The organism is Roseitalea sp. MMSF_3546 (assembly GCF_030732865.1).
Taxonomy (GTDB): domain Bacteria; phylum Pseudomonadota; class Alphaproteobacteria; order Rhizobiales; family Rhizobiaceae; genus Roseitalea.
Window position 1 is genome coordinate 126,383 of record NZ_JASHKB010000003.1, and the last position, 20,961, is coordinate 147,343.

A 20,961-nucleotide genomic window follows, 5' to 3' on the forward strand; every position below is an offset into this window, starting at 1 on the left:
CTTTCGTCATGGCGCGCGGGGCGAATCGCCGGCCACCGCGCCGAAATGCACATCGCCCGCCGTTATCACGCGCGTTGAGCCGTTGTCATGCCGGATGACCAGGCGGCACTTTTCGTCAAGCGTCTCCAGCGTGCCGCGCAGGACGCCGTCCTGGGTGCGGATCGCCACCGGCGCGTTCAGGCCGGCGGCGCGCTCCAGCCATTGCGCGCGGATGGCGCCGATGCCGGCGCCGCGGTCCCACAATCGGTAGGCGCCCAACCAGGCATCGCTGAGCGCCACGAGCAGATCGGCCGCATCGCCGCGATAGCCGCGTGCGCGCAGATGGGTCGCCCGATAGGGCGTGTCCTGCGGGTGGCTGACGACATTGACGCCAAAGCCGATGCAGACCGCGTAGCCGGCATCGGGCAGGCGAGCGGTCTCGAGCAGGATGCCGGCGAGCTTGGCGCCGCCGATCAGCACGTCATTGGGCCATTTGAGCTCGACGCGGGCCGCCGATGCGGTGTCCGCGTCACGCCCGTCAACGCCATCGACGCCGAGCACGGTGCCCAGTTCGGGCGCGGCGATCTCGAGCGCGCGCGACAGCGCGATGCTCGCCACAAAGCCCAGCACCGCCAGTTCCTCGAGCGTGCCGTCAACGGCCAGCAACAGCGATGCGGCCAGATTGCCCTTGGGCGTCGCCCAGGGGCGACCGCGCCGGCCGCGGCCGGCGACCTGCTCGTCGGTGACGAACCAGACCGGCCCGCGTTCGCCGGCGGCCGCCTGCGCCAGGGCATGGGCATTGGTCGAGGCGATGGTCTCGAACGCCTCAAGGCGATAGCCGGCGCCGCGCGCCCGGTCGGAGAGTTCGAAGATCATGAAAGCCGCCGCGAACGGATGCGCCATCGGGCACGGGCGGCGAGGCGCAACACCGCAACCATCAGAAGAACGTCCGGGCGGCCGCCTCGGCATAGGCGGCGATCGGCCCGCCGATGACGATATAGGCCAGGACGAACAGACCGCTTGCCCCCATCACCAGCCGCAGCTCGCCGGCGGGGGCGACGAAACGGCCCTCCGGCGCGTCGAACCACATGATCTTGACGATGCGCAGGTAATAATAGGCGGCCACGGCCGACGACAGCACGCCGATGATGACGAGCGGCCACAGGCCCGCCTCGACGGCGGCAAGGAAGACGTACCATTTCGCCCAGAAGCCGGCGAGCGGGGGTATGCCGGCGAGCGAGAACATCAGCGCGGTCAGGATCGTCGCCATCAGCGGGTTGTTGGCGGCATAGCCGGCCAGATCGGAGATCTGCTCGACATTGCCCTCGTCCTTGCGGCGCATGGCCAGGATGAAGGCGAAGGTGCCGAGCGTCATCGCCAGATAGATCGCCATGTAGAGCATGACGCCCTGCACGCCCGCGACGGTGCCGGCGGCCAGGCCGACAAGCGCGTAGCCCATATGGCCGATCGACGAATAGGCCATCAGGCGCTTGATGTTGCGCTGGCCGATGGCGGCAAAGGCGGCCAGCGCCATGGACGAAATGGAAATGAAGACGACGATCTGCTGCCAGTCGGCGGTGACCGGCTGGAACGCGCCCATGACGGCGCGCACGACAAGCGCCATGGCGGCCATCTTCGGCGCGGCGGCCAGAAAGGCGGTCACCGGCGTGGGCGCGCCTTCATAGACGTCGGGCGTCCACATGTGAAAGGGCACGGCCGAAATCTTGAAGGCAAGACCCGCCAGCAGGAACACAAGGCCGAACAGAAGGCCGAGCGAGCGCTCCTGGCCGGCGATCGCCGCGCTGATTTCGGCAAATCCGATATGGCCGGTGAAGCCGTAAACGAGCGAGATGCCGTACAGCATCATGCCCGAGGACAAAGCGCCCAACACGAAGTATTTGAGCCCCGCCTCGGTCGAACGCACCGAATCGCGATTGATCGCGGCGATCACATAAAGCGACAGCGACTGCAGTTCGAGCGCCATGTAAAGCGACAGCAGATTGTTGGAGGAGACCATCAGCATCATGCCCAGGGTGGCCAATGCGATCAGGATCGGGAACTCGAAGCGATCGAACTTTTCCTCGCGCGCAAAGCCGACCGACATGACCAGCGCGACCGCCGAGCCGGTCAGCACCAGGAACTTCATGAACAGGGCGAACGGGTCGTGCAGATGCGCGCCGGCGAAAGCCGGGCCCAGCGGCGTGAAGAACACCATCCAGCCGGCGGCGGCGATCAGCAGCGCCACGGTGAGCGAGGTCACGATGGCGTTGGCGCGATCCTTGCGCGCGAAAACGCCGACCATGAGCAACGCCATCGCGCCGACGGCGATGATCAGCTCCGGCGCGGCGATGACGAGGCTTCGAGCAAGTTCGGATGGGGTCATGGACATCGCTCAGTTGATGGTCGCGGCGAGATCGGCGCCGGCGGCCGCGGCATCGAGCGCGGCCTGATAGTCGATCAGGAGCGCCTCCACCGAGGGGCCGATGACATCGAGAACCGGGGCGGGATAGACGCCGAAGAAGATGGTCAGCGCGACGAGCGGGTAGAGCAGCGTCTTTTCGCGCGGCGACAGGTCGACCAGCGCCTTGAGCGTCTCCTTTTCGAGCGCGCCGAAGATGACGCGTCGATAAAGCCACAATGCGTAGCACGCCGACAGGATCACACCGGTGGTGGCAATCAGCGCAAACCAGGTGTTGACCCTGAACAGACCCATCAGCGTCAGGAACTCGCCGACGAAGCCGGAGGTGCCCGGCAGTCCGACATTGGCCATGGTGAACACCATGAAGACGACGGCATAGGCCGGCATGTTCTGGACCAGCCCGCCATAGGCGGCGATCTCGCGGGTGTGCAGCCGGTCGTAGACGATGCCCACGCACAGAAACAGCGCGCCCGACACCAGGCCGTGGCTGAGCATCTGGAAGATCGCGCCTTCCACGCCCTGGGCGTTGGCGGCGAAGATGCCCATCGTCACGAACCCCATATGGGCGACGGACGAATAGGCGATCAGCTTCTTCATGTCCTGCTGCATCATCGCCACCAGCGAGGTGTAGACGATGGCGAACACCGACAGAAGGAAGACGAGCCAGGCAAGATCGGCCGAGGCGAGCGGGAACATGGACAGCGAAAAGCGGATGAAGCCATAGCCGCCCAGCTTGAGCAAGATGCCCGCCAGGATCACCGAGCCGGCCGTGGGTGCCTCGACATGGGCGTCGGGCAGCCAGGTGTGCACCGGCCACATGGGCATCTTGACGGCGAAGGAGGCGAAGAAGGCCAGCCACAGCCAGAACTGCATCTGGGCGGGGAAGTCGTGGGCCAGCAGATCGGGGATCGAGGTGGTGCCCGCCTCCCAGTACATGGCCATGATCGCCAGCAGCATCAGCAGCGAGCCCAGCAGCGTGTAAAGGAAGAACTTGAAGGAGGCATAGACCCGCCGCTTGCCGCCCCAGACCCCGATGATGATGAACATCGGGATCAGGCCGCCCTCGAAGAAGACGTAGAACAGGACGATGTCGAGCGCGCAGAACACGCCGATCATCAGCGTCTCGAGGATCAGGAAGGCGAGCATGTAGGCCTTGACGCGCTCCCTGATCGCCTCCCAGCTCGCCAGGATGCAGATCGGCATCAGGAAGGTCGTCAGGATGACGAACAGCATCGAGATGCCGTCCACGCCCATCCGGTAGGTCAGCCCGCCGCCAAGCCACCGGGCCTCCTCGACGAACTGGAAACCGGGATTGGAGGTGTCGAAGCCGGCCCAGATCAGAAGCGAGACCAGGAAGGTGAAGATGGTCGTTAGAAGCGCGACCATGCGGATGTTGCGCAGGCCCATCTCCGTTTCGTCGGAGATGAACAAGATCACCAGGACGCCGACGAGCGGCAGGAAGGTGACGAGGGAAAGAAGCGGCATGCCGGCCATCACAGCGCGCCTCCGAGCGTGATCCAGGTGATCAGCGCGGCAAGGCCGATCATCATGGCAAAGGCGTAGTGATAGACATATCCGGACTGCCACCTGACCACGCGACCGGTGACGTCGGTGACGCGGCGGGCGATGCCGTCGGGTCCGAAGCCATCGATCAGCCAGCCGTCACCGCGCTTCCACAAAAACGTGCCGAGGCGCCGGGCCGGCCGGACGAAGAGAAAGTCGTAGAGTTCGTCGAAATACCACTTGTTGAGCAGGAACCGGTAAAGGCCGCTGTGCTGGCGTGCGAGCGCGGCCGGCATTTCGGGCGCCCGGATATACATGTACCAGGCCGTCCCCAGACCGATCAGCATGGCGATGGCCGGACTTGCCTTCACCCAGTACGGCACTTCGTGGAAGTCGTCGAGGATGGTGTTGTCGGGCCCGGCGAAAAGGGCGGTGCGGAAGAAATCGTTGTACCAGCCCTCCTGATCGCCGTAGTAGCCGACAAAGGACGAATAGAAGAAGAAGCCTGCCAGAAGCGAGCCGGCGGCAAGGATGTAAAGCGGGATCAGCATGACCTGCGGCGATTCGTGCACATGGTGCATGACGTCGGCGGTGGCGCGCGGTCGGCCGTGGAACGTCATGAAGATCAGCCGCCAGGAGTAGAAGGCGGTGAACACCGCGGCGATCAGCAGCAGGCCGAAGGCATAGTCCGCCGCGACGTTGCGGCCGACAAAGGCGCTCTCGATGATGGCGTCCTTGGAGAAGAAGCCGGCGGTGCCGATATAGGTGCCCGGAATGCCGAGGCCGGTGAGCGCAACCGTGCCGATGATCATCATCCAGTAGGTCACCGGAATGTGCTTTCTCAGCCCGCCCATCTTGCGCATGTCCTGTTCGTCGGAGACGGCATGGATGACCGAGCCGGCGCCCAGGAAGAGCAGCGCCTTGAAGAATGCGTGCGTGAACAGGTGATACATCGCCGCCCCGTAGGCGCCCACCCCCAGCGCGACGAACATGTAGCCGAGCTGCGAGCAGGTCGAATAGGCGATGACGCGCTTGATGTCGTTTTGCACCAGGCCGACGGTTGCGGCGAAAAAGGCGGTCGTGGCGCCCACGACCGTGATCACGGTCAGCGCCGTCAGCGAGAACTCGAAGATCGGCGACAGACGCGCGACCATGAAGACGCCGGCCGTGACCATGGTCGCGGCGTGGATGAGGGCCGAGACCGGCGTTGGGCCTTCCATCGCGTCGGGCAGCCAGGTGTGAAGCAGGAACTGCGCCGACTTGCCCATGGCGCCCAGGAACAGCAGCAGGCAGACCACCGTCAACGCGTCCTGCCGGTTCAGCTCGTAGCCAAGGAAGGTAAGGACAACCTCCTGGGCGGTCTGCGACGGCTCGCCGGCAACCGGGGCGAAGGCGGCGGCGCCGGCGAAGATCGTGTCGAAATCAACCGAACCGAACAGCACGAAGACGCCGAAAATGCCAAGCAGGAAACCGAAGTCGCCGACCCGGTTGACGATGAACGCCTTCATGGCGGCATTGTTGGCCGAGGCCTTCTTGTACCAGAAGCCGATGAGCAGGTAGGAGGCCAGGCCCACGCCCTCCCAGCCGAAGAAGAGCTGGACCAGATTGTCGGCGGTCACCAGCATCAGCATGGCGAAGGTGAACAGCGACAGATAGGCGAAAAAGCGCGGCCGGTGCGGGTCGTGGTGCATGTAGCCGATCGAATAGACATGCACGAGCGCCGAGACCGTGTTGACGACGACCAGCATGACGACGGTCAGCGTGTCGATCCGGAAGGCCCAATCGACCTGAAGATTGCCCGAGGCCATGAACCGGGCGACCTGGACGATGCGCGGTTCGGCATCGGAGAAGCCGACCGTGATCAGCGCGATCCAGGACAGGATGGCGGCGAGGATGAGAAAGCCGGAGGTGACGTATTCGCTGGCCTTGGCACCGATGGCGCGGCCGCCAAAGCCGGCGATCAGCGCGCCAAGGAGCGGCAGGAAGACGATGGCGTGATACATGGCTCCGGTCAGCCCTTCATCATGGACACGTCTTCAACGGCGATCGAGCCGCGATTGCGGTAGAAGACGACGAGAATGGCAAGGCCGATGGCCGCCTCGGCGGCGGCAACGGTCAGAACGAACAGGGCGAATACCTGGCCGACCAGATCCTGCAGATGCGCCGAAAAGGCAATCAGGTTCAAATTGACCGACAGCAGGATCAGCTCGACGCTCATCAGGATGACGATCACGCTCTTGCGATTGAGGAACACGCCGAAAATGCCGATGACGAACATCAGCGCCGAAACGGTAATATAATGGGCAATGGTGATGGTCATGGTTCGGCTCAGATCCCCTTGCCGCTGTCGACATCGACCAGTTCGACGCTTTCGTCGGCCTTGCGGCCGACCTGGCGGCCGACATCCTGGCGCTTGACGTGCGGGCGCGGGTCGCGCAGCGTCAGGACGATGGCGCCGATCATGGCGACGAGCAGCACGAGCCCGGCGATCTGGAAGAAATAGACGAAGTCGGTGTAAAGAATGTCGCCAAGGGCGGCGGTGTTGCCCCGGACCTGCGGGTCGGGAATGGGCACCGAGGGCGCTCCGGGCGGCGCGATGGTGACCGCCTGGCCGACGAGCACGATCACAAGCTGCAGGCCGATGACGATGCCGACAAGGGCGCCGATGGGCGCGTATTCGAGCACCCCGTGCCGCATCGCCCTGTGGTCGATCTCCAGCATCATGACCACGAACAGGAACAGCACGGCCACCGCGCCGACATAGACCGCCAGCAGGATCATGCCGAGAAACTCGGCGCCGGTCAGCACGAACAGGGCGGCAGCGTTGAAGAAGGTCAGGATCAGATAGATCACCGAATGCACCGGATTGCGCGCCACCACGACCATGACGGAGGCGGCGACGGCGACGAAGGCGAACATGTAGAAAAAGGCCGCTGCGAGGCCGGACAGAAGCATTGCAATCCCCGATCGATAATGCCGCGCTCCCTTAGCAGGCGCAGCATCCAAGGGCTAGGTCATAAGGGCACAATCGCGGTGGATTTGGTCGCATCCCACCTGCCGATCGTGCCCGCGCGGCCAGATCACCGGTAGGGGGCGTCGAGCGCCATGTTGCGCGCGATCTCGCGCTCCCACCGGTCACCATTGGCGAGCAGTTTTTCCTTGTCGTAATAGAGCTCTTCGCGCGTTTCGGTGGCGAACTCGAAGTTCGGCCCCTCAACGATCGCATCGACCGGGCAGGCCTCCTGGCAGAAGCCGCAATAGATGCATTTGACCATGTCGATGTCGTAGCGCACGGTGCGCCGCGTGCCGTCATTGCGGCGCGGACCGGCCTCGATGGTGATCGCCTGCGCCGGGCAGATGGCCTCGCAAAGCTTGCAGGCGATGCAGCGCTCCTCGCCGTTGGGATAGCGGCGCAGGGCGTGTTCGCCACGAAAGCGCGGGCTCAGCTTGCCCTTTTCATGGGGATAGTTGAGCGTCGCCTTGGGCGCGACGAACCGGCGCATGGCCAGGAAGAAGGCGCCGACGAACTCGGCCAGCAGCAGCGATTTGGCGGCTTGTGCGAAAGTGCTCATAACCTCGGACCTTTCCAGTTACGCCCAGCCGGTCAGCTTGAGGAAGGATGCGGTCGCGGCAACCATGAACAGGGATATGGGCAGAAATACCTTCCAGCCAAGACGCATGAGCTGGTCATAGCGGTAACGCGGCACGATCGCCTTGACCATGGCGAACATGAAGAAGACCAGGCACAGCTTGAACACGAACCAGACCGCGCCGGGCACCCAGGTGAAGGGCGCGAAATCGAACGGCGGCAGCCAGCCGCCAAGGAACAAGATGACGGTGAGCGCGCACATCAGGAGGATCGCGATGTACTCGCCCAGCATGAACAGCAGATAGGGCGTGGACGAGTATTCGATCATGTGGCCGGCAACGAGTTCGGATTCGGCCTCGACCAGGTCGAAGGGCGGGCGGTTCGTCTCGGCCAGCGCCGAAATGAAGAAGATCACGAACATCGGAAACAGGCCCAGCCAGTGCCAGTCCAGAAGGGTATTGGGCAGACCCATCCAGGTGCCCAGCCCGTCACGCTGCGACAGCACGATGTCGGTCATGTTGAGCGAGCCGACCAGCAGCAGCACGGTGACGATGACGAACCCGATGGACACCTCGTAGGAGACCATCTGCGCGGCCGAGCGCAGCGCACCGAGGAAGGGGTATTTCGAGTTCGACGCCCAGCCGGCCATGATCACGCCATAGACCTCGAGCGCCGAGATGGCGAAGACGTAAAGGATGCCCACATTGATCGAGGCGATCGCCCAGCCTTCGTCTATCGGGATCACGGCCCAGGCGCCCAGTGCCAGAACGGCCGAAATGAGCGGCGCCATCAGGAATATGCCCTTGTTGGCACCGGCCGGAATGACCGGCTCCTTGATGACGAACTTCAAGAGGTCGGCAAAGGACTGCAACAGGCCGAACGGGCCGACCACGTTGGGCCCCTTGCGGCTTTGCACCGACGCCCAGATCTTGCGGTCCGCATACAGAATGAAGGCGGTGAAGATCAGCAGCGCAACCAGGAACACCAGCGACTGGATGAGAATGATCAGGCCGGGAAGAATGTAGGTCTCGAACATGAAAGCCCGCTTTGTGGTGCCCTTGTGCGCCTATTCGGCGGCCTGGGCGTAAGTCTTGCGCGCAAGCGAGGCGCATTCGGCCATCACGGCCGATGCGCGCGCGATCGGGTTGGTCAGATAGAAGTCCTTGACCGGCGATGCAAACCCCGACTTGCCCAGCCGGCCGTCGCCCTTGGCCGCAAGCGCCCGGACATCGTCGGCAGACCCCGGCTCGATGGTGTCGAGCGCGGCAAGATGCGGATGGGCCTCGAACAGGCGCGCGCGCAATTCGCCCAGCGAATCAAAGGGCAGCGTGTGATCGATGACGGCGGACAGGGCGCGGACGATGGCCCAGTCCTCCTTCGCCTCGCCCGGCGGGAAACCGGCGCGGTTGGTCATCTGCACCCGGCCCTCGGTGTTGACGTAGATCGCCGACTTTTCGGTATAGGCGGCGGCCGGCAGGATGATGTCGGCGTGATGGGCGCCGACATCGCCGTGGGTGCCGATATAGATGGTGGTCGCGCCCTGCTTGCGCTTGCGCAGGTCGAGCTCGTCGGCGCCCAGCAGGAACAGCACATCGTTATCCGTCACCATCTTCGCCGCGCCGAGCCCACCCTTGCCCGGCACGAAACCGATGTCGAGCGCGCCGACACGGGCGGCCGCGGTGTGCAGCACCGAAAAGCCGTTCCAGTCATCGCTCAGCGCGCCGGTCCGGTCGGCCAGCCTTGCAGCCAGACCCAGCAAGGCCGCCCCGTCGCCGCGGGCTAGAGCCCCCTGCCCCACGACGATCAGCGGCCGCTCGGCCTGATCCAGCGTGCGGGCAAAGGCGTGCGATCCCTCGGCGAGCTCCCTGAGCGTTTCGGGGCCGGCGCCGAGCGCTTCGTAATCGTAGCGAAGATCGCCCATCTCGCCGATCACGCCGATGGGAATCGGTGCCGCGCGCCAGGCCTTGCGGATGCGGGCGTTCAGCACCGACGCCTCGAAACGCGGATTGGCGCCGACGATGGCGATCGCATCGGCATCCTCGATGCCGTCGATGGTCGCGTTGAAGATGTAGGAGGCGCGCCCCAGCGCCGGATCGAGCGCGGCGCCGTCCTGGCGGCAGTCGATATTGGGCGAGCCGAGCCGCTCCATGAGCTGGCCGAGCGCGAACATCTCCTCGACACCGGCCAGGTCGCCGGCAATGGCGCCGATCCGTTCGCCCGAGGTGCCGGCAAGCGCGCCCCTGATGGCCGCGAAGGCGTCACTCCAGGAGGCGGGCTTGAGCCTGCCGTCGGCGCCGCGCACATAGGGCCGGTCGAGGCGCTGCGTGCGCAGCCCGTCCCAGACAAAGCGCGTCTTGTCGGAGATCCACTCCTCGTTCACCGCCTCGTTGACGCGCGGCATGATGCGCATGACCTCGCGGCCGCGCGTGTCGACCCGGATCGCCGAGCCGACCGCGTCCATGACGTCGATCGATTCGGTCTTGGTCAGCTCCCAGGGGCGGGCCTGAAAGGCGTAGGGGCGCGAGGTGAGCGCGCCGACCGGGCACAGGTCGATGACATTGCCCTGCAGTTCGGACGTCATGGCCTGCTCGAGATAGGTGGTGATCTCGGCGTCCTCGCCGCGGCCGATCAGGCCCAGTTCGGAGATGCCCGCCACTTCGGTGGTGAAGCGCACGCAGCGCGTGCAGTGGATGCAGCGCGTCATGATGGTCTTGACGAGCGGGCCGATATACTTGTCCTCGACGGCGCGCTTGTTTTCCTGGAAGCGCGAGGAGTCGATGCCATAGGCCATGGCCTGGTCCTGCAGGTCGCATTCGCCACCCTGATCGCAGATCGGACAGTCGAGCGGATGGTTGATCAGCAGGAACTCCATCACGCCCTCGCGGGCCTTCTTGACCATGGGCGTGTTGGTGAACACCTCCGGCGGCTGGCCTTCGGGGCCCGGACGCAGGTCGCGCACGCCCATGGCGCAGGAGGCTGCCGGCTTGGGCGGGCCGCCCTTCACCTCGACCAGGCACATGCGGCAATTGCCGGCGATCGACAGGCGCTCGTGATAGCAAAAGCGCGGGATCTCGGCGCCGGCCTCCTCGCACGCCTGCAAAAGCGTGTAGTGGTCCGGGACCTCGATCTCGTTGCCGTCAACCTTGATCAGGGCCATGGGGGCTTTCCATCTCTCAGTTCGTTTGTCTCACGCGCAGCGCTGGCTCTGCCACAACTTGACGTGCGGCAGGTGCGCCCAGTCGAATGCGTGGTCCGTATTGCCGTGCCGGTCCAGATGGTCAAGCCGTCGGCGTGCTTCATCGGGCGAAGGTCGATGCCCATCCTCCACCCACCACATCGCAAAGTGATGGGACTGGATCGCGTCAAACCACTCGGCCTTGCGCCGGTAAACGTGCTTGTGGACGGTATTCCAGACGTAGTGTTCGAGGTGCCGGGGTGTTTCCCAGACACTCATGTTGAAGATCACCATCGGATCGTCGAACACGCCCATCGCGAGCGTGTTGCCCTCGGCAACCTGATAGCGCCAGACAAAGCCGTCCGAGCGTTCGGCGACCGCGTTCACCTGGTCGATCCTCGCAACGAAATCGGCCATGGCCGGATCGTCGAGCGGTTGCTTTGCGCGAGCAATGTTTGCCTCGGCCAGCAGCAAGGGCTTTCCTCCGTTTTATCGCCGGCCTTGTGCGAGTGCCGGTCAATGGGCCGGCCCGGACGCCTTGGCGCCCGGACCGATGGATTTGTCTCAGCGCGGCTCCTTGCCGAACACCTTCACATATTCCTCGCGGCCACCCTTGGCGAGCGCGGCAGCCTGGGCGATCCAGTCGTCCCGCTCGATGCGGCCCTTGAACTGAAGATAGTCGTCGACCCAGGCCACTTCCTGCGGCGACCAGCGGGAAATCTGCGTGAATGTCCAGATGCCCAGCGAATTGAGCACCTGCTCGAGCTTGGGGCCAACGCCGGCGATCATCTTCAGATCGTCGGGCTTGCTGGGCTTGTCGGCCTTGGCCGGGCGCTTGAAATCCTCCGGCGCCACGCTGGCCTGGGCGGTGTCTGCCCGGGCGGGCCTCGCGGTCGGCGTGGCGACCGGCTCGGCCGCCGGAACCGCAGCCGCCACCGAGCCTGCGCCGTCGCGGCCGGACGCGGTTGCCGCGCCATTGCTGCGCTTGCGGTCCCCTGCCGTCTCGACCAGCCTCGGAGGGGCCGCCTTGGCCGGGCCTGACTTGGTTTGGCCGGTCTTGGCCTGGCCGGTCTTGGTTTGGGTCTTGGCTTCGTCACGCGGCGGTGCGGATCCGGTCGCATCGGCAGAAGCGGCGGGCTTGACCGCCGGCCCGGCGGAAACCGGCGCATCGGCGGAACCGTCCGTGCCTGCCCACGCAAATCCGGCCGGGTTGGCCATTGCCATGGCAGCCATCGCATAGGGCGCCGGCGCGCCATTGTCGCCCGAGGCCTTGAGCGCCGTGCCCATCATGCCGGTAACCGTGCCGAACACGGTGCCCATGACCTGGCTCGCCACGCCCATGGAGAGCGCCGAGCCGGCGGCCATCGCGCCCAGCGGATGAGGCATCAGGCCGGGCATGGCCTCAACGCCCGGCATGGCCCGCGCCATGGTCTTCCAATTGTCCGCCATCGCTTCCTGCCCCGGCCACAGGGTCGGCATCGGCACGTCCTCGGGCACGGCCGTGTCGGCCATGTCCTCCAGAAAGGTCTGGGCGCTCTTCTGCAAGGGCTCCATGCCCGGCATCAGCGCAATGAACGGGTTGTCCCTGACAAAGGGGGTCATCAGTTTCTCTGCGAACGCAAACATCGACATGTTCGTCTCCTTGGCTGTCGCTATCGTTCGCCTGTCCGTGGTGTTTCCTCGTCACTGGCGGGCCGCGATTGCCGCGTCCCACCCGGCCCGGTTTTCGGGCTTCTGGCTGCGTCTATAGCGATGGCCCCGCCATTGTCTTGGCCGACTTTGGCAGTGGGCACCGTTCTTGCTGCATTGCAGCATAGTCTGCGCCGGATTTCTACTCCGCGGCCTGCAAAATCGGCTGGCTCCGGTGGCTGTTGCGCGAAAACTCGTCGATCCGGCGCTCGATCTCGGGCCGGAAGTGCCGGATCAGGCCCTGGATCGGCCAGGCCGCCGCATCGCCGAGCGCGCAGATGGTGTGCCCCTCGACCTGCTTGGTGACGTCGAGCAGCATGTCGATCTCGCGCTTGTGGGCGTTGCCGACGACCATGCGCTCCATGACGCGCCACATCCAGCCCGTGCCCTCGCGGCACGGCGTGCACTGGCCGCAGCTCTCGTGCTTGTAGAAATAGGAAAGCCGGGCAATGGCTTTGACGATGTCGGTCGACTTGTCCATGACGATCACCGCAGCCGTTCCAAGGCCCGATTGCAGCGCCTTGAGGCTGTCGAAGTCCATCGGCGTGTCGATGATCTGTTCGGCCGGCACCAGCGGCACCGAGGAGCCGCCCGGAATGACGGCGAGCAGATTGTCCCAGCCGCCGCGCACGCCGCCGCAATGGCGGTCGACGAGCTCGCGGAACGGAATCGACATCTCCTCTTCCACCGTGCACGGCATGTTGACGTGGCCGGAGACGCAGAACAGCTTGGTGCCGGTGTTGTTCTGCTTGCCGATGCCGGCGAACCAGCCGGCGCCGCGGCGCAGGATCGTCGGCACCACGGCGACCGATTCGACGTTGTTGACCGTCGTCGGGCAGCCGTAAAGGCCGACATTGGCCGGAAAGGGCGGCTTGAGGCGCGGCTGGCCCTTCTTGCCTTCGAGGCTCTCGAGCAGCGCCGTCTCCTCGCCGCAGATATAGGCGCCGGCGCCGTGATGGACATGAACGTCCATGTCCCAGCCAAGCTTGTTGTCCTTGCCCAGAAGGCCGGCCTGGTAGCACTCGTCGATCGCCGCCTGCAGCGCCTGACGCTCGCGGATGTATTCGCCGCGAATGTAGATATAGGCGGTATGGGCGCTCATGGCGAAACCGGCGATCACGCAGCCCTCGATCAGGGTGTGCGGATCGTGGCGCATGATGTCCCGGTCCTTGCAGGTGCCGGGCTCGGATTCATCGGCGTTGATGACCAGGTAATGCGGACGCTCACCGACCTGCTTGGGCATGAACGACCATTTGAGCCCGGTCGGAAAGCCCGCGCCGCCGCGCCCGCGCAGGCCCGACGCCTTGACCTCGTTGATGATCCACTCGCTGCCCTTTTCGATCAGGGCCTTCGTGCCGTCCCAGTGGCCACGGCCCATCGCGCCCTTGAGCGAGGTGTCGCGCAGGCCGTAGATGTTGGTGAAAATGCGATCCTTGTCAGCGAGCATGGTCTTCTCTCAGTCCGCCGGTTCCGATACGATGTCGAGCCGTCGTTCGATGCGGGAAGCGCGCTCTTCCAGCGAACTCAGACGCGCGAACACGCTGTTCATCTCGCCTTGCATCGCGTGCATGGGAAGTCGAACGCCAATCATCTCTTCACGCAAATCCTTCTGACCTTCTTCGATGCGCACGACCCGCTCCTGGACTGACTTCAGCACTTCGTAGATCAGATCGTTTGTCACCTCAGCCATTGCCGCCTCACCTGGGCTTCTTGCCGAAGACACGAGCATACTCGTCAACGCCGCCCTTGGCCAATGCCTTGGCCTGCCTGACCCAGTCGTCGCGCTCGATGCGGCCCTTGAAGCTGAGATAGCCGTCGACCCATTCGCGCTCGGCCTTCTTCCACCTGGCGATCTGGTCGAACGTGTAAATGCCCAGACCGTTGAGCTTTTCCTCGAGCTTCGGCCCGACGCCGGAAATCAGCTTCAGGTCGTCGGGCTCGCCCGGCCGCTCCATGGCGGCGGGGCGGCCGGCATCGCTCGTCCCCTGCTTGGCGCGCGGCCGATCGGGCGATGCGGCATCGTCGGCGCCGCCGACGACATTGTCGCGCGTGCGGCTTCCCTGGGCCGCGACGCCCGTCGCCGAGGCCGGCTTGACGACCGGATCGCTGGCGGCGCCGCGTCCGGTGGGCGGCGCCGCGCTCGCCTTGTCACCGGGCTCGTTGCCGGTGGCGGTCGGCTCGGTCGTGGCAAGCGGCGAAGCCGGCCTGCCCGGAGCGCTGCGTGCCTTGGCCGAGGCGGCCGGGCTCTCGCTTCCGGTCAGTTCGGACCGCCGGCGCGGCTTTTCGGCGCGGCCCGATGCGGTGGCGGCAAGCTTCATGGTCGGATTGCCGCTGTCGACACCCTTGCCGCGCCTGCGCGGCCGGGGACGCACTTCGCTGGCGGTGGCGGCGATGGCCTCGGTCGGGCTCGGCGCCTTCGCGCGCGGGGGCGCCTTGCCGGCCGACTTCGCCCTTCCCTTGCCCGCCTCTTCCGAGCCCGGCTCCGGCGCCCTGGCGTCAGGCCCGCTACCGGCGTCCTGCGCCGAAGCGGTGTCTTCAGCGACATCGAGCAGCGTGGTCAGGCCCGACGCCGGCGCCGAGCGGATGCGATCGATCTGCGGGCCGGGCGCGATGCGTCCGCCATGGCCGGCCTCGAAGGCATCGATGATTTCCTCGAGCCGCTCGGGCGTGAGATCCTCGTAGGTGTCCGGACCGATCATCACCATGGGCGCGTTGACGCAGGCGCCCTGGCATTCGACCTCCTCCCAGGAAAGCGTGCCCTCGGCATTGGGAGCAAAGGGCTGCTCATTGATCTTCCTGCGACAGACGGCCTTGAGGTCCTCGGCCCCGCGCAGCATGCACGGTGTCGTCCCGCAGACCTGGACATGGGCCATGGTGCCGACCGGCTGGAGCTGGAACTGGGTGTAGAAGGTCGCCACTTCCATCACCCGGATGAGCGGCATGTCGAGCACTTCGGCCACGTGCTCAATGGCGGCCCGGGTCACCCAGCCCTCCTGCTCCTGGGCGAGCATGAGAAGCGGAATGACGGCCGACCACTGGCGGTCGCTCGGATACTTCCCGATCCAGACCCTGGCCTCGGCCGAACGGGCGCGGTCGAATGCGAAGCCTTCGGGCTGGAGCGTGTCTTCGGCGAGACGGCGTACGGACATCAGATGTCACCAAACAGGTCTAGAACAGCGGTTTCGATGGCGGGCGGCGAAAAGGTCACCTTGCCCTGCGTGACGATACGGGTGTCGAGCCGACGCGCCATGGCTAACGGTCCACCTCGCCGAACACGATGTCGATCGAGCCGAGCACGGCGGACACGTCGGCCAGCAGATGGCCGCGGCACAGGAAATCCATCGCCTGTAGATGGGCGAAGCCGGGCGCGCGCAGCTTGCACCGGTAGGGCTTGTTGGAGCCGTCGGAGACCAGGTAGACGCCGAATTCGCCCTTGGGCGCCTCGACTGCCGCATAGACCTCGCCGGGCGGAACCTTGTAGCCTTCGGTGTAGAGCTTGAAGTGATGGATGAGCGCTTCCATGGAGCGCTTCATCTCGCCGCGCTTTGGCGGCACCACCTTGCCGTCGGTGTTGGAGACCGGCCCCTGGCCGTCCGCGCTCATCAGCCTGTCGACGCATTGGCGCATGATGTGTGCGGACTGGCGCATCTCTTCCATGCGGATCAGGTAGCGGTCGTAGCAATCGCCGTTCCTGCCGATCGGAATGCGGAACTCCATCTCGTCATAGCATTCATAGGGCTGGGCACGGCGCAGATCCCAGCGGGCGCCCGAGCCGCGCACCATCACGCCGGAAAAACCGCGCGCCCAGGCATCGTCGAGATCGACCACGCCGATATCGACATTGCGCTGCTTGAAGATGCGGTTCTCGGTGAGAAGATCGTCGATGTCCTCGACGACCTTCAGGAAGGGGTCGATCCAGTTGCCGATGTCCTCGACCAGTTCGGGCGGCAGATCCTGGTGGACGCCGCCGGGGCGGAAATAGGCCGCATGCAGGCGCGCGCCGGAGGCGCGCTCGTAGAACACCATCAGCTTCTCGCGCTCCTCGAAACCCCACAGCGGCGGGGTCAGCGCGCCGACGTCGAGCGCCTGGGTCGTCACGTTGAGAAGATGGGACAGGATGCGCCCGATCTCCGAATAGAGCACGCGGATGAGCTGGCCGCGGCGCGGCACCTCAAGCTCCAGCAGCCGTTCGACGGCGAGCGCGAAGGCGTGCTCCTGGTTCATCGGCGCGACATAGTCGAGCCGGTCGAAATAGGGAATCGCCTGCAGATATGTCTTGTGCTCGATGAGCTTTTCGGTGCCGCGATGCAAAAGGCCGATATGCGGGTCGACGCGCTCGCAGATCTCGCCGTCGAGTTCGAGCACGAGGCGCAGAACGCCGTGCGCCGCCGGATGCTGCGGTCCGAAATTGATGTTGAAATTGCGGACGTTGTGTTCGGTCATGGGGCGTGGGTCGCTACTCGTGGGTCGTCGATCGAAGCCGACATGATCAATCGTTGCTCGCGTTCCGTTCGGCCACCTTGCGGATCAGGCCGCCCAGCATCTTGCCGATCTCGCCACACAGACCGAGCAGGCGGTCCGCCTCGCGCACCGCCATTAGGTCAATTCGCGCCGCGAGCATCACCAGGGTTTCAAGCTCCTTCAGCGAGCCCTGTGCGATCCGCAGGAACTGGGCAAAGCTGCCTGCGCCACCCCTGCCGAACCCTTCGGCAATGTTGGCCGGCACCGACACCGACGCCCGCCGCATCTGGCTAGTAAGCCCGAACTGCTCGGTCTTCGGGAAGCCGGCGCTCACCGCATAAACATCCGCCGCCAAGTCCATCGCCATCTGCCAAACTCTCAAGTCCTGGTAGGAGCGAATAGCCCCCGCGTCCTTCACGACCTACCACCCGCGAACAACGACCGACTCATTCACTTCCCTTCCGCCTTCTCATCCCCCGGCAGCACGTATTCCGTCCCCTCCCAGGGCGACAGGAAATCGAAATCGCGGAACTCCTGACGCAGGTTGACCGGCTCGTAGACCACGCGCTTGGCCTCGTCGTCATAGCGCACCTGGACGAACCCGGTCAGCGGGAAGTCCTTGCGCATGGGATGGCCCTCGAAGCCGTAATCGGTCAGGATACGGCGCAGGTCGGGATGGCCGGTGAACAGGATGCCGTAGAGATCGTAGGCTTCGCGTTCGAACCAGTTCGCACCGGCAAAGACGCCGGTGGCCGAGGGTACAGGCGTTTCCTCGTCGGTCGCCACCTTGATGCGGATGCGCTGGTTCAGCGTCGGGCTGAGCAGGTGATAGACGACATCGAAGCGCCTGTCGCGCTCGGGATAGTCGACGCCGGACAGATCGATAAAGCAGACGAACCGCAGCTGCACGTCATCGCGCAGGCGGGTGAGCACGTCGATGATCTGGTCGATGCCCACGGTCAGCGTCAGTTCGCCATGGGCGATCATCGGGTCGTGGTCGACGTCGCCAAGCACGTCGGCGACGGTGCCGGCCAGGTCTTCCAGGCTTTCCACTGTGACCATGTCAGCCGCCCCTAGCGCTCGATCGTGCCGGTGCGGCGGATCTTCTTTTGCAGCACCAGAATGCCGTAGAGCAGCGCCTCGGCGGTGGGCGGGCAGCCGGGCACGTAGACATCCACCGGCACGATGCGGTCGCAGCCGCGCACCACCGAATACGAATAGTGGTAATAGCCGCCGCCATTGGCGCACGACCCCATGGAAATGACGTAGCGCGGCTCGGCCATCTGGTCATAGACCTTGCGCAGCGCCGGCGCCATCTTGTTGGTCAGCGTGCCGGCGACGATCATCACGTCGGACTGGCGCGGGCTGGCGCGCGGGGCGACGCCAAAACGCTCGACGTCATAGCGCGGCATGGAGGTGTGCATCATCTCCACGGCGCAGCAGGCCAGCCCGAACGTCATCCACATCAGCGAGCCGGTCCGGGCCCAGTTGATCAGTTCGTCGGTCGTGGTGACCAGAAAGCCCTTGTCGGCCAGTTCGTTGTCGATCTCGCCGAAGAACGGATCGGCGTGGCCGGCCGGCTTGCCGATCTTCGGATCGACGAGCCCCGTGGGTCGCGGGGCGACAAGGGTCCGGTCGTCGGTCAATCCCATTCCAGCGCTCCCTTTTTCCACTCATATATGAAGCCGATCGTCAAAACGCCAAGGAACACCATCATCGACCAGAAGCCGAACAGGCCGATCTCGCCGAACGAAACGGCCCAGGGAAACAGGAATGCCACCTCCAGATCGAAGATGATGAACAGGATCGCGACCAGATAGAAGCGCACGTTGAACTTCATGCGGGCATCGTCGAAGGCGTTGAAGCCGCATTCATAGGCGGACAGCTTCTCGGGATCGGGGTTCTGATAGGCGACGATGAACGGCGCGATCAGCAGCGCGGCCGCAAGGCCCAGGCAAACGCCCAGAAAGAGAATGACCGGCAGATAGGATGCGACGACAGCTTCCATGATCTCTTTGTCCCGATGTTCGCGCACCACGTAACGGCATCTATCGCAATGCACCATATGGCCGATGGCCGCATATGCCGGCTCGTCGGCCCGTTGCGGCCGAACTATCGCCTCGCTCGCCAAGGTGCAAGGCAAACCGGTCCGCAAACGCACACAATCGGGCGAGCTCGCCGGTCACGACCGCCATCCTGCCGCCGGCATCGGTTGCGGCCGGGGCGCCGTTGCGGGCGGAATTCATTGACTTTGGCCAGGCTTTGGTATTTTTTTGGTATCAAATGCACGGACTGGCCTTGTGCCCATGAACAGCCTGTTTTCGCCCGAAGCGCTCAGTGAAGCGGGGCGGGGCCCGCTCTATCGCCGCCTTGCACGGGGCATCGACGAGCAGATCGCCGCCGGCACGCTGCGGCCGGGCGATTCGCTGCCCTCGGAGCGCGACATGGCCGCGCTGACGGGCCTGAGCCGGGTGACGGTGCGCAAGGCCGTGCAGCACCTTGTCGAACAGGGCCGGCTGGTCCAGCATCGCGGCTCGGGCACCTTCGTTGCCGCGCGCCCCGAAAAGCTCGAACAGTCGCTGGCGCATCTGACCTCGTTCACCGAGGACATGGCCCGGCGCGGCATGGCGGTGCAGTCGACATGGCTGTCGCGGGCGATCCATGCGCCGACGCCGGACGAGGTGATGGCGCTGGGCCTGGGTGCGGCCGACCGCGTGGTGCGGCTGGAGCGGGTGCGCCGGGCCGACGGCGTGCCGCTGGCGATCGAGCGGGCCTCGCTGTCGACGGCGCTGCTGCCGGACCCGGATATCGTCACCCGCTCGCTTTACGAGGTGCTTTCGGCGCGCGGCCTCAGGCCGACGCGCGCGGTGCAGCGCATCACCGCCGGAACGCTCGAAGGTGCCGATGCGGCGCTTCTGGAAGTGGGCGACGGCGCGGCGGCGCTTCGCATCGAGCGCGTCTCCTATCTCGCCTCGGGGCGGGTTGTGGAGTTGACCCGTTCGCTCTATCGCGGGGACATGTACGACTTCACCGCTGAACTGCAGATTCCGGTTCACGACGCAGGACACTGAAAACCATGGATTTTCCCAGCCAGATGGCGCGCGAGATCGCGCAGATCCCGCAAGCGGCCGCGCGCCTGCTCGAGCATTCGGGCACCGATATCGAACGCGCCGGCGCGGCGCTGCGCGCGGCCGATCCGCGCCTTGCCATCACCGTGGCGCGCGGCTCGTCCGACCACGCCGCCGCCTATCTGAAATATGCCATCGAACTGAGTTGCGGGATACCGGTCGCCTCGGTCGGCCCGTCGGTGGCCTCGGTCTATGACCGGCCGCTCAAGCTCGACAACGCCGCCGCGCTGGGCATTTCGCAATCGGGCAAGAGCCCGGATATCGTTGCGATGATGCGGGCGGCGCGCAAGGGCGGGGCGCTGACGCTGGCGCTCACCAACACCGCCGGCGCTCCGATCGCCGCCGAGGTCGACCATTGCATCGATCTGGCGGCCGGTCCCGAGACCAGCGTGGCGGCCACCAAGAGCTTCGTCGCCTCGGTCATGGCTGGCCTTGCCATCCTCGCCCAATGGCAGCAGGACGAGGCGCTGAAGGCCGCCATCGCCGCCCTGCCCGACCGGTTGGCCCAGGCGCTCGAATGCGACTGGTCGGCGGCCGAAAAGCGCCTGGCGCGCGCCGGACAGGCCTATGTGCTCGGTCGCGGGCCCGGATTTGCCATCGCACTCGAAATGGCGCTGAAGTTCAAGGAGACCTCGGCTGTGCATGCCGAGGCCTACAGCGCCGCCGAGGTGCTGCACGGGCCGGCCGCGCTGGTCGGCGCCGGTTTTCCGGTGCTGGCGCTGGCGGTCGACGATGCGGCGCGCGGCCAGGTGATCGAGACGGCCGGCCGGCTCGCCGATCAGGGCGCCGATGTGTTCCTGACCGATGCGGGCGGGGCGCGCAATGTCGCACCGCTGCCGATCGCCCATGGCGATCATCCGCTGACCGCGCCGCTGGTTGCGGTGGTCAGCTTCTATGTGTGCGTGGAAGCGCTGTCGCGGCGTCGCGGGCTCGACCCCGATTCGCCGCCGCATCTGCGCAAGGTCACCGAAACTGTCTAGGCTCTGGCCCAACCCGACGGGCCGCGCGGTGATACCGA

21 protein-coding genes are annotated in these 20,961 nt (G+C 65.5%); 2 read left to right on the top strand and 19 right to left on the bottom strand.

The window, feature by feature from the left end:
- Positions 1-6 precede the first annotated feature (6 nt).
- The 19 genes from RBB34_RS04155 to RBB34_RS04245 form a co-directional block, all read right to left on the bottom strand.
- The gene (locus RBB34_RS04155; RefSeq protein WP_306117927.1) at positions 7-855 is read right to left on the bottom strand and encodes a biotin--[acetyl-CoA-carboxylase] ligase; all 849 of its coding nucleotides are present in this window, start codon (positions 853-855) and stop codon (positions 7-9) included.
- Positions 856-916: 61 nt separating this feature from the next.
- Positions 917-2,362: an NADH-quinone oxidoreductase subunit NuoN gene (nuoN, locus tag RBB34_RS04160; protein WP_306117928.1), complete on the bottom strand. Its 1,446-nt coding sequence runs from the start codon at positions 2,360-2,362 to the stop codon at positions 917-919.
- Positions 2,363-2,371: 9 nt separating this feature from the next.
- Complete coding sequence (locus RBB34_RS04165) at positions 2,372-3,892, bottom strand: NADH-quinone oxidoreductase subunit M (protein WP_306117929.1); 1,521 nt, start codon at positions 3,890-3,892, stop codon at positions 2,372-2,374.
- Positions 3,892-5,904 (bottom strand): NADH-quinone oxidoreductase subunit L, encoded by a 2,013-nt coding sequence (nuoL, locus tag RBB34_RS04170; RefSeq protein WP_306117930.1) that lies wholly within the window; start codon positions 5,902-5,904, stop codon positions 3,892-3,894. The genes RBB34_RS04165 and nuoL overlap by 1 nt, the downstream gene beginning before the upstream one ends.
- A gap of 8 nt (positions 5,905-5,912) precedes the next feature.
- Positions 5,913-6,221 carry an NADH-quinone oxidoreductase subunit NuoK gene (gene nuoK / locus RBB34_RS04175; RefSeq protein ID WP_306117931.1) on the bottom strand — a complete coding sequence of 103 codons (309 nt, stop codon included), beginning with the start codon at positions 6,219-6,221 and terminating at the stop codon, positions 5,913-5,915.
- Between the two features lie 8 nt (positions 6,222-6,229).
- Positions 6,230-6,856, bottom strand: a complete 627-nt coding sequence (locus tag RBB34_RS04180) for an NADH-quinone oxidoreductase subunit J (RefSeq protein WP_306117932.1) — start codon at positions 6,854-6,856, stop codon at positions 6,230-6,232.
- A gap of 125 nt (positions 6,857-6,981) precedes the next feature.
- Positions 6,982-7,473 carry an NADH-quinone oxidoreductase subunit NuoI gene (gene nuoI, locus RBB34_RS04185; RefSeq protein WP_306117933.1) on the bottom strand — a complete coding sequence of 164 codons (492 nt, stop codon included), beginning with the start codon at positions 7,471-7,473 and terminating at the stop codon, positions 6,982-6,984.
- Between the two features lie 18 nt (positions 7,474-7,491).
- A complete protein-coding gene (gene nuoH / locus RBB34_RS04190; protein ID WP_306117934.1) occupies positions 7,492-8,526 on the bottom strand; it encodes an NADH-quinone oxidoreductase subunit NuoH in 1,035 nt (344 codons plus the stop codon).
- A 30-nt stretch (positions 8,527-8,556) separates the two neighbouring features.
- Positions 8,557-10,647 carry an NADH-quinone oxidoreductase subunit NuoG gene (nuoG, locus tag RBB34_RS04195; RefSeq protein WP_306117935.1) on the bottom strand — a complete coding sequence of 697 codons (2,091 nt, stop codon included), beginning with the start codon at positions 10,645-10,647 and terminating at the stop codon, positions 8,557-8,559.
- A 30-nt stretch (positions 10,648-10,677) separates the two neighbouring features.
- Positions 10,678-11,139 (bottom strand): DUF3291 domain-containing protein, encoded by a 462-nt coding sequence (locus RBB34_RS04200; RefSeq protein WP_306117936.1) that lies wholly within the window; start codon positions 11,137-11,139, stop codon positions 10,678-10,680.
- A 90-nt stretch (positions 11,140-11,229) separates the two neighbouring features.
- The gene (locus RBB34_RS04205) at positions 11,230-12,297 is read right to left on the bottom strand and encodes a hypothetical protein (RefSeq protein ID WP_306117937.1); all 1,068 of its coding nucleotides are present in this window, start codon (positions 12,295-12,297) and stop codon (positions 11,230-11,232) included.
- Between the two features lie 199 nt (positions 12,298-12,496).
- Entirely contained in the window at positions 12,497-13,801 is a 1,305-nt protein-coding gene (gene nuoF / locus RBB34_RS04210) for an NADH-quinone oxidoreductase subunit NuoF (RefSeq protein WP_306117938.1), read from the bottom strand.
- A 9-nt stretch (positions 13,802-13,810) separates the two neighbouring features.
- Positions 13,811-14,044: a hypothetical protein gene (locus RBB34_RS04215; protein WP_306117939.1), complete on the bottom strand. Its 234-nt coding sequence runs from the start codon at positions 14,042-14,044 to the stop codon at positions 13,811-13,813.
- Positions 14,045-14,051: 7 nt separating this feature from the next.
- Positions 14,052-15,503, bottom strand: coding sequence for an NADH-quinone oxidoreductase subunit NuoE (gene nuoE / locus RBB34_RS04220; protein WP_306117940.1), 1,452 nt, complete (start codon positions 15,501-15,503; stop codon positions 14,052-14,054).
- 103 nt (positions 15,504-15,606) lie between these two features.
- A complete protein-coding gene (locus RBB34_RS04225; RefSeq protein ID WP_306117941.1) occupies positions 15,607-16,797 on the bottom strand; it encodes an NADH-quinone oxidoreductase subunit D in 1,191 nt (396 codons plus the stop codon).
- Positions 16,798-16,843: 46 nt separating this feature from the next.
- Positions 16,844-17,233 carry a four helix bundle protein gene (locus tag RBB34_RS04230; protein WP_306117942.1) on the bottom strand — a complete coding sequence of 130 codons (390 nt, stop codon included), beginning with the start codon at positions 17,231-17,233 and terminating at the stop codon, positions 16,844-16,846.
- A 32-nt stretch (positions 17,234-17,265) separates the two neighbouring features.
- The gene (locus RBB34_RS04235; RefSeq protein ID WP_306117943.1) at positions 17,266-17,877 is read right to left on the bottom strand and encodes an NADH-quinone oxidoreductase subunit C; all 612 of its coding nucleotides are present in this window, start codon (positions 17,875-17,877) and stop codon (positions 17,266-17,268) included.
- Positions 17,878-17,888: 11 nt separating this feature from the next.
- Positions 17,889-18,467 (bottom strand): NADH-quinone oxidoreductase subunit B, encoded by a 579-nt coding sequence (locus tag RBB34_RS04240; protein ID WP_306117944.1) that lies wholly within the window; start codon positions 18,465-18,467, stop codon positions 17,889-17,891.
- Complete coding sequence (locus RBB34_RS04245) at positions 18,458-18,823, bottom strand: NADH-quinone oxidoreductase subunit A (protein WP_306117945.1); 366 nt, start codon at positions 18,821-18,823, stop codon at positions 18,458-18,460. The genes RBB34_RS04240 and RBB34_RS04245 overlap by 10 nt, the downstream gene beginning before the upstream one ends.
- Before the next feature lie 298 nt (positions 18,824-19,121).
- Between RBB34_RS04245 and RBB34_RS04250 the strand changes: the two genes are divergently transcribed.
- Both RBB34_RS04250 and RBB34_RS04255 read left to right on the top strand, forming a co-directional pair.
- The gene (locus RBB34_RS04250) at positions 19,122-19,886 is read left to right on the top strand and encodes a GntR family transcriptional regulator (RefSeq protein ID WP_306117946.1); all 765 of its coding nucleotides are present in this window, start codon (positions 19,122-19,124) and stop codon (positions 19,884-19,886) included.
- A gap of 5 nt (positions 19,887-19,891) precedes the next feature.
- On the top strand, positions 19,892-20,923 hold the full coding sequence (locus RBB34_RS04255; RefSeq protein ID WP_306117947.1) for an SIS domain-containing protein: 1,032 nt from the start codon (positions 19,892-19,894) through the stop codon (positions 20,921-20,923).
- Positions 20,924-20,961 lie beyond the last annotated feature (38 nt).

Coding starts and splice junctions, on each gene's coding strand:
- RBB34_RS04155 (WP_306117927.1), bottom strand. CDS start 855: ATGATCTTCGAACTCTCCGACCGGGCGCGCGGCGCCGGCTATCGCCTT.
- nuoN (WP_306117928.1), bottom strand. CDS start 2,362: ATGACCCCATCCGAACTTGCTCGAAGCCTCGTCATCGCCGCGCCGGAG.
- RBB34_RS04165 (WP_306117929.1), bottom strand. CDS start 3,892: ATGGCCGGCATGCCGCTTCTTTCCCTCGTCACCTTCCTGCCGCTCGTC.
- nuoL (WP_306117930.1), bottom strand. CDS start 5,904: ATGTATCACGCCATCGTCTTCCTGCCGCTCCTTGGCGCGCTGATCGCC.
- nuoK (WP_306117931.1), bottom strand. CDS start 6,221: ATGACCATCACCATTGCCCATTATATTACCGTTTCGGCGCTGATGTTC.
- RBB34_RS04180 (WP_306117932.1), bottom strand. CDS start 6,856: ATGCTTCTGTCCGGCCTCGCAGCGGCCTTTTTCTACATGTTCGCCTTC.
- nuoI (WP_306117933.1), bottom strand. CDS start 7,473: ATGAGCACTTTCGCACAAGCCGCCAAATCGCTGCTGCTGGCCGAGTTC.
- nuoH (WP_306117934.1), bottom strand. CDS start 8,526: ATGTTCGAGACCTACATTCTTCCCGGCCTGATCATTCTCATCCAGTCG.
- nuoG (WP_306117935.1), bottom strand. CDS start 10,647: ATGGCCCTGATCAAGGTTGACGGCAACGAGATCGAGGTCCCGGACCAC.
- RBB34_RS04205 (WP_306117937.1), bottom strand. CDS start 12,297: ATGTCGATGTTTGCGTTCGCAGAGAAACTGATGACCCCCTTTGTCAGG.
- nuoF (WP_306117938.1), bottom strand. CDS start 13,801: ATGCTCGCTGACAAGGATCGCATTTTCACCAACATCTACGGCCTGCGC.
- RBB34_RS04215 (WP_306117939.1), bottom strand. CDS start 14,044: ATGGCTGAGGTGACAAACGATCTGATCTACGAAGTGCTGAAGTCAGTC.
- nuoE (WP_306117940.1), bottom strand. CDS start 15,503: ATGTCCGTACGCCGTCTCGCCGAAGACACGCTCCAGCCCGAAGGCTTC.
- RBB34_RS04225 (WP_306117941.1), bottom strand. CDS start 16,797: ATGACCGAACACAACGTCCGCAATTTCAACATCAATTTCGGACCGCAG.
- RBB34_RS04235 (WP_306117943.1), bottom strand. CDS start 17,877: ATGGTCACAGTGGAAAGCCTGGAAGACCTGGCCGGCACCGTCGCCGAC.
- RBB34_RS04240 (WP_306117944.1), bottom strand. CDS start 18,467: ATGGGATTGACCGACGACCGGACCCTTGTCGCCCCGCGACCCACGGGG.
- RBB34_RS04245 (WP_306117945.1), bottom strand. CDS start 18,823: ATGGAAGCTGTCGTCGCATCCTATCTGCCGGTCATTCTCTTTCTGGGC.
- RBB34_RS04250 (WP_306117946.1), top strand. CDS start 19,122: ATGAACAGCCTGTTTTCGCCCGAAGCGCTCAGTGAAGCGGGGCGGGGC.
- RBB34_RS04255 (WP_306117947.1), top strand. CDS start 19,892: ATGGATTTTCCCAGCCAGATGGCGCGCGAGATCGCGCAGATCCCGCAA.